Genomic DNA, 6284 nt, shown 5'->3' with positions numbered 1-6284 from the left:
TGACAACTTTGTTGGTAGCCATGGAGGAGAGGGTACACCCAATCCCATTCCGAACTTGGAAGTTAAGCTCTCCATCGCCGATGATACTGCATAACATCATGTGGGAAAGTAGGCCGCTGCCAACATCTTTTAAAAAGCCCTTCGCTGCTAAAGCGCGAAGGGCTTTTTGCTGTTCTTTATCCAGTACAAACCTCCGCTCATTTATCCAACATCAACCTCCGCAAAACTCCTCCCCATCTATTCCTCGCGATGATATCCTTCGCCATCACTGCAGTATTCCTTCTTTCTCTGACTGTGCTGCTAAGCAGCTAAGAAATTGGCACGTGCAAAAGACTCATTTAGTCTGAAGTCATAGCCGAAGATCCATTTAATCTTGAGAACGCTGCGCCTTCACACGTTCTGACATCCATCACAGGTTGTCGCGCAAGCAATTTATGGGCGCGAAGCTGTAGGTAATGAAATTCTCACTTGAGACACCTCATGAAGTTCTGAGTCAGAATCTGTTTATGAAGACGCGGCTGGCCTGGCGAAGAGGTTTGCCTTCTTTCTAGCTAAGGTAACTTCTCATTTGGGCGGCCTGCGCAGCGGGCGGCAGAAGGGGCCTGTTAGGGGCTGCGCCCCTCCGAGGCACCCTCTGCACACCCCCCGGAACACCCGCAAAGTTTTACAATACGCTACGGTAGCGATGGCTGCGCGCCTCTTGCTGCGGGAGCTTCCTCGCTCCGCGCGCAATGCCATCGTTGGGATCGGCTTTGAGAGGTGAAGAAGGCACGCAACCGCTTGCTGTCACGTTTGTTAGGTGCATGAGATTTTTGAAAGTGCGATGATTATTTCCACTGTCGTGACATACTATGCAGTTTTCAACATACTAACAGTTTTCGGTAACGTTTCAGGGCACGGAGTTGATCTATACTAATCCCATTGTGGTTTGTCAGATAATCCGAGGCAGAGGGTTGAGCGGCACACGGCATTTGCCAGTTAGTTGTTTTGCGTCGCAACCTTCTTCCAAGCAATTTCTTTGATGAGCTATTCTTGATTAGAGAAATATTTTACTGTCGGATGCCTTTATGAGTGCAAACACATATTGAAGTATGAAAATTGTTGTCAGTTTACCGTTCTTACACAGTACTATGCACAAGTATTGTATGCTTTGCTCAATGACAGTGTGCATAAAATATATTTCGATTTTGTGTTTGAGGGGGAGACTTGGAGCTTTGGGATCGTGAATTGGCATTATCGGTGAAGATTATTTATTTTGCTACTACAAGATAGGACTTTTTTTAGAATATTTTTACAGCTGATTCTGCCAAACTACATTCTTTGTTGATAAATAGTGTGTTAAGTAAGCTGGTTACTAAATCCTACACAACGCGCCTTCAAATAATCATTTTGTACACGCTGTTTGCGTTGCTGAAGATGTCAGCCTTTTACTTTTTCGAAAGGAGGAACAGTTAAGCGATGGCCTTCTTTAATGTGAAGGTAGATAGGCACCGAGATTTTTGGATAAAATGTTGGCCAAAGGATGAAAAGGGTCGCAGTTATTCTTTGCTTTTGTCTGTTGTCAGTAGCAAAACGGCCCCGAGAACAAGTGCACTTCCTACCCAGCCAAGAGGGGTGAAATTTTCGTTCCAAAACAGCCAAACCCACAGGGTGCCAAGCACGGGTTCCAGATGGCAAGTTACAGCGGCACGCACAAGGCTGATTCGCTTCAACCCCATGCCATAACAAAAATAGGCCACATAACAGGTCAAAAATCCAATAACTACAAGCCAAAACCAAACATCAGGCTCATGGTTGAGGTGAATAGGTTCAAAAAGTCCCAAAGCAACACAACCACCAATAAGCATATAGCCGTAAATGGCGGCTGTTGAGTAGCGCGTCTGCCACCAGCGGTAAAAAGGGTAGTGAGTTGCATAGCAAAAGCCCGCAAGCAGACCACAGATTATACCCATCGTGGATGTTTCACCTGGGATGCTGCCCCCCGTAAAACAAACCAGTGTAGTGCCTCCAAGAGCTATACCAATAGCCAAAGTCTTACGTTTGGTAATATGTTCATGAAAGAGCATTCGGGAGAAAAAGGCCACCCAAACTGGTGCGGTGTACAAAAGTACTACAGCTGTTGCCCCGCCGCTGAGTTTGATGGAAATTTGCATGGCAGCGAAGAAAATCGCTGTTCCCCAGAGTCCGAAAAGCATAAAAATCAGCGCATCGCGAAGTTTTACTCGTAATGAACCGGTCAGCGCGGCATGAACCATGAAGCATATGCAACCGATGCCCGCTCGCCAGAAGGCTGTTTCAAGAGGTTGGACTCCGCCAGCGATGCAAAACTTTGATGCAACGCCCAGCAGAGACCAAAAAAAAGCCGCGAGCAAAATCCAGAGGTAGCCGCTTCTCTCTGTGCTTTCTTGAATCACGGATTTTCGTCCATACTTCTGTTATACACAATTAGCTCTTTTTAAGTAGATGTTGGGTTATCCAGTCCCAAACCTTGCAGCACCATACTTGCTATTTCCGTCTGATTGGCAGGCATCGGCAAGCTTTCCCAAGCTGGGCCAAAAAGCCAAAACGGAACTCGGCGGATGATTTCGGTATTATCATTGTGGCAGTGGTCTTCATCCATGCCGTGATCACTGGTCACAAGAACTGAGTACCCCTGTTCTTGCCACAGGGGCAGCCAGCGGGCCAGCAAGCCATCAACACAACGTGCAGCATTGCGATAATTGGGGCTGTGAACGCCGTGGCAGTGTCCGGCGTAGTCAATGCCCATCGTGTGAACCATTAGGAGATCAGGCTCAAAACTCTGACAAAGCGTTGCAGCATCATTAAAAAGCTCGCTATCCGGATAAGCATCATTGCAATAAAACAGGCCGTGTTCAATTGGCATGCCGGGGGCATTCGTCAAACGATGGTATACCGGATCAAAGGGCGTTGTATTGCACAGTTCGCTCATCCAGTAGTATGCGGCGGCGGCGGTTACAAGGCCAGCTTTCTGTGCTCTGGCAAATATGGTGGGTGCGGGGCAGGCCCTTTTATCATCATTGTGCAGGATACCGCTTTTTGCAGGAGGCAAGCCGCAGAGCAATGTTGCATAGGTGGGGCGAGAAAGCGGAGGAAGAAAGCAATCAAGTTCAGTGTACCGAGCTTGGCCAGCCTCTTCAAGCGCCTGGGGATAAGAAAGGCACCGTCGAGCAGTAGAGGCGGTAAGGCCATCAAGCAGTACAAGCAGTATGCGATTCATTACCAGTCCCCAGCACCCTCAGGACGCAGCCCAAAGTTTAAAGAAGGGGCTATTGCCCGCAATTGGGCAGCTGTAACCCCTTTGACATCATAATTTTCACGCAGCCAACTGAGGTAGTTGTAAATTTTTTTGTATAAAGCATCCGCTGCTGCTTTATCAGGAATATTGGGGGATCCGCCGGGCAACATTTCAGAGGAATGCCAGAAAAGACTAAGTACCTTTCCGCCACGGCGGATCAGCATCTTGGTAGCGGCGCGCATGATGGCCTGGCTATGCCATACTGGATTGGGACTCAAAGCGCTCCAAAAGTGGAACGAGTCGGCCATTGGTTTCTTGTGAGTCAGTTGATACCAAGCTCGTGCTAGAAGTGGGTGCAAGGGCAACTGGGTGACTGGAGATTCCAGAAGTCCCGGTGCATCTTTGAGCCAATATGGGGTGGTTGGAGCCAGAAAATGATCGGGCCCACCTCGAAAAATACGCAAGGGGCAGACGGAACTGTCAAATGTGATGCCTTCCTCCGCCAATAAAGGGCGCACGCTCGACTTCAAGTCCCAGCGGCCCATACGAAAACTGGTCAAGGGCGCACCCTGAAAATCATGACCAATATCGAGCAAAGTTCTTAGCCGCTGCCGCAGAAGTTCACGGGGCAGTTGATCCGTGCGGGTAGGTGCCCCATCCGTCTGGACCGGGTCTTCTTCACACGAAAGTAGTGGGGGAGTGCTCCAATGATGAAGGTGGGCAGCAATTTCAGCCTGGCAATTGTCACGCATCCAGGCTAGGTGCGGCCTAGCTTCAGTGCTGGCAAAAACTGTATGGGCGCAAAATAGAGTCAAAGGGAAGCCCAGATCATGTGTTAAAGGCGCAAGTTGGGGGAGCAGAGCCACGTTGCGTACTCCGCAATCCGAGGCAGCATACTTTCCCGAAAAGAGTCCCTCTTCTTCCACATCTAGACTGACAATGACGTAAATTGGCTGGCTGATCGCCTGCTTTGTCGTGGGTGTTTGGGTCATGTGAATATTGTATGCTCAACTTCCATGTAAGGCAACGCAACGGTGCGTCAACAAAAGGGGATAGCTATCTGCCACATGAGCAGAGCCTTACTTGCAAATAGCGCGGGAATACATGAATATGGGCGCAATCGTTCGTCAAGGCAAGCGTGACCTGCCTTGAACTGATGTTTATATGTAAAAGCCCTGGAGGCTTTTATCCCCTATAAGGAGAATCATGCCCTCTTCACCTTTGCGCGTTCTTTTTCTGATGGAAGATCTCTGTTATGGTGGTACGCAGCGTCAAACCCTTGAATTGGCGCAACGTCTCGACAGACAAAAATTTACCCCGGTAATGCTCACACTTACAGGCCCGACAGATTTGGACGCAGCTGTCAAAGACGCAGGTATTGAATTGCACCATCTCGGGGCGGGACGGCATGTGCCGCCAACGTTCTTTTTACAACTTGCAACACGCCTGAATTTGCTTGCTCCTGATATCATTATGCCATGCACCGCGTTACCCAATATCTGGGGCCGTATCTGGCCGCGCACCCAACGATTCTGGAAGAGAGGGAGCAAAAGCCCCCGGATAGTAGGCACATGCCGTGGCGGCGGGGCACCCGCGCGGCAGCATGAACGGTTTCTATGGCGGTTGGCTGATCATATGATATGCAACTCAGAAGCGTTACAGAAAATACTACTGAATTTTGGCGTTCCTCAGCAGCGGCTCAGTTATATTCCCAACGGCGTTGATACTGATTTTTTTGCGCCCTCAGAACCTGCTCCCTCGCGTCGGGATCCGCTCATACTGTGTGTAGCCCGGTTGGCTGGCGACAAAGATCATATGACACTACTGAGAGCCTTTGATATTGTGTTGAAAACTCATCCATCTGCTCGTTTACGCCTTGTGGGAGACGGCCCTGAAGAGGCTGTGCTCAAGTGCTGGGCTACGGAAAATCCGGCCGGCTCCAGAGTTGACTTTGTTCCTGGCGGATTGGATATGCGCACTCATTACGCCGCCGCAAGAATTTTTGCCCTGTCTTCTGCTCGTGAAGGGCAACCTAATGTCATTCTTGAGGCGATGGCTTGTGGTTTGCCGGTGTGCGCGACTTCGGTAGGGGGGATTCCCCGTCTGGTTGAGCAGGAAGGAAGTGGGCTACTTTCGCCAGCAAGTGATGCAGCTGCCTTGGCTCGCCACTGCTGCAGATTGTTAGACGGTGATGCCCTGTGTGATTCCATGGGGCTTGCCGGAAGGCAACGGGTTGTTAGAGATTTTTCTTTCACAGCCATGGTAAACGCTCATGAAGACGTTTTCAGCCGACTGAAATGAAATGTTTGCATTTGCGTATGGGAGGTTTTTTATGAAAAAAATTAAAGTAAAACTTGAAGTCTTCAGGCGTTCAGATATGAAGACAATTGACTATAAATCTATTGGTGGCGTTCTGGAGCTGTGCCCTTTGCGCCGCAACGTCTCTGGGAGGGGCACGAAAACTCCTTTGAACCAAAATATCTGCGCGCTGATATGCTTTACTGTGCTGATCTGCGTCCTTGTGTTCAGCCAAGAGGCTTTTTCAAAAGGCGCTTCACAAGAGGAACTGCCCTCTGTTGGGGCCGTTCCCACTAAAGCAATGGGCGAGGTTTCCTCTACTTTATCCAGTGAAGAAGTTAGTGGTTTGCCGTCAGAGCTTCAGGAGCGTCCAGTAGAAGTGCGGGAACTTTGGACGGGCTCTCTTTATTCCTCAACCTACAAGGTGGGCGTGTGCTTCTCTGCCGATGGAAATGTGCGTGGAGTCGTACAGTTACGCCTGTACAATGGGCAAGTTGACGTGTACCACATTGTGGGAAGCGTTCAAAATAATGAAATTCAGGCACGCCATTCTTCAGGCCATACATTCAAGGGGCGTCTGGTTCCCGGAGACAAGGTCGAGGGAACCATCAAACTGAAGAATGGCATGAAAGTGCAGCTTGAGGGAAAGCGCACTTACGATGTTCCCCTTGCCCCTGAAAATTGCGCTCCTCTGCCAGAATAGGCAGTAGTGCAATCGCGGTGACACTGC

5 protein-coding genes and 1 rRNA gene are annotated in these 6284 nt (G+C 49.6%); 3 read left to right on the top strand and 3 right to left on the bottom strand.

The genetic code is table 11. The features are described 5' to 3' along the window. Nucleotides 1-10 precede the first annotated feature (10 nt). Nucleotides 11-125, top strand: a 5S ribosomal RNA gene (gene rrf, locus HNQ38_RS10010). Between the two features lie 1413 nt (nucleotides 126-1538). Here rrf and HNQ38_RS14480 read toward each other — a convergent pair. The 3 genes from HNQ38_RS14480 to HNQ38_RS09995 are packed head-to-tail and all read right to left on the bottom strand — an operon-like array spanning nucleotide 1539 to nucleotide 4248. Beyond that, nucleotides 1539-2414, bottom strand: a complete 876-nt coding sequence (locus tag HNQ38_RS14480) for an EamA family transporter (RefSeq protein WP_183720059.1) — start codon at nucleotides 2412-2414, stop codon at nucleotides 1539-1541. 41 nt (nucleotides 2415-2455) lie between these two features. Then, nucleotides 2456-3238, bottom strand: coding sequence for an alkaline phosphatase family protein (locus HNQ38_RS10000; protein WP_183720055.1), 783 nt, complete (start codon nucleotides 3236-3238; stop codon nucleotides 2456-2458). After that, the gene (locus tag HNQ38_RS09995; RefSeq protein ID WP_183720052.1) at nucleotides 3238-4248 is read right to left on the bottom strand and encodes a polysaccharide deacetylase family protein; all 1011 of its coding nucleotides are present in this window, start codon (nucleotides 4246-4248) and stop codon (nucleotides 3238-3240) included. Before HNQ38_RS09995 ends, HNQ38_RS10000 begins: the two co-directional genes overlap by 1 nt. Before the next feature lie 214 nt (nucleotides 4249-4462). Between HNQ38_RS09995 and HNQ38_RS09990 the strand changes: the two genes are divergently transcribed. Continuing rightward, a complete protein-coding gene (locus HNQ38_RS09990) occupies nucleotides 4463-5557 on the top strand; it encodes a glycosyltransferase family 4 protein (RefSeq protein WP_183720049.1) in 1095 nt (364 codons plus the stop codon). 1 nt (nucleotide 5558) lies between these two features. Next, nucleotides 5559-6257, top strand: a complete 699-nt coding sequence (locus HNQ38_RS09985) for a hypothetical protein (protein ID WP_183720046.1) — start codon at nucleotides 5559-5561, stop codon at nucleotides 6255-6257. Nucleotides 6258-6284: the final 27 nt, after the last annotated feature.

Origin of the sequence: Desulfovibrio intestinalis, assembly GCF_014202345.1 — a bacterium.
Taxonomy (GTDB): domain Bacteria; phylum Desulfobacterota; class Desulfovibrionia; order Desulfovibrionales; family Desulfovibrionaceae; genus Desulfovibrio; species Desulfovibrio intestinalis.
The sequence above is the reverse complement of the archived record's forward strand: the minus strand, read 5'-3'. Positions and strand labels throughout refer to the sequence as shown.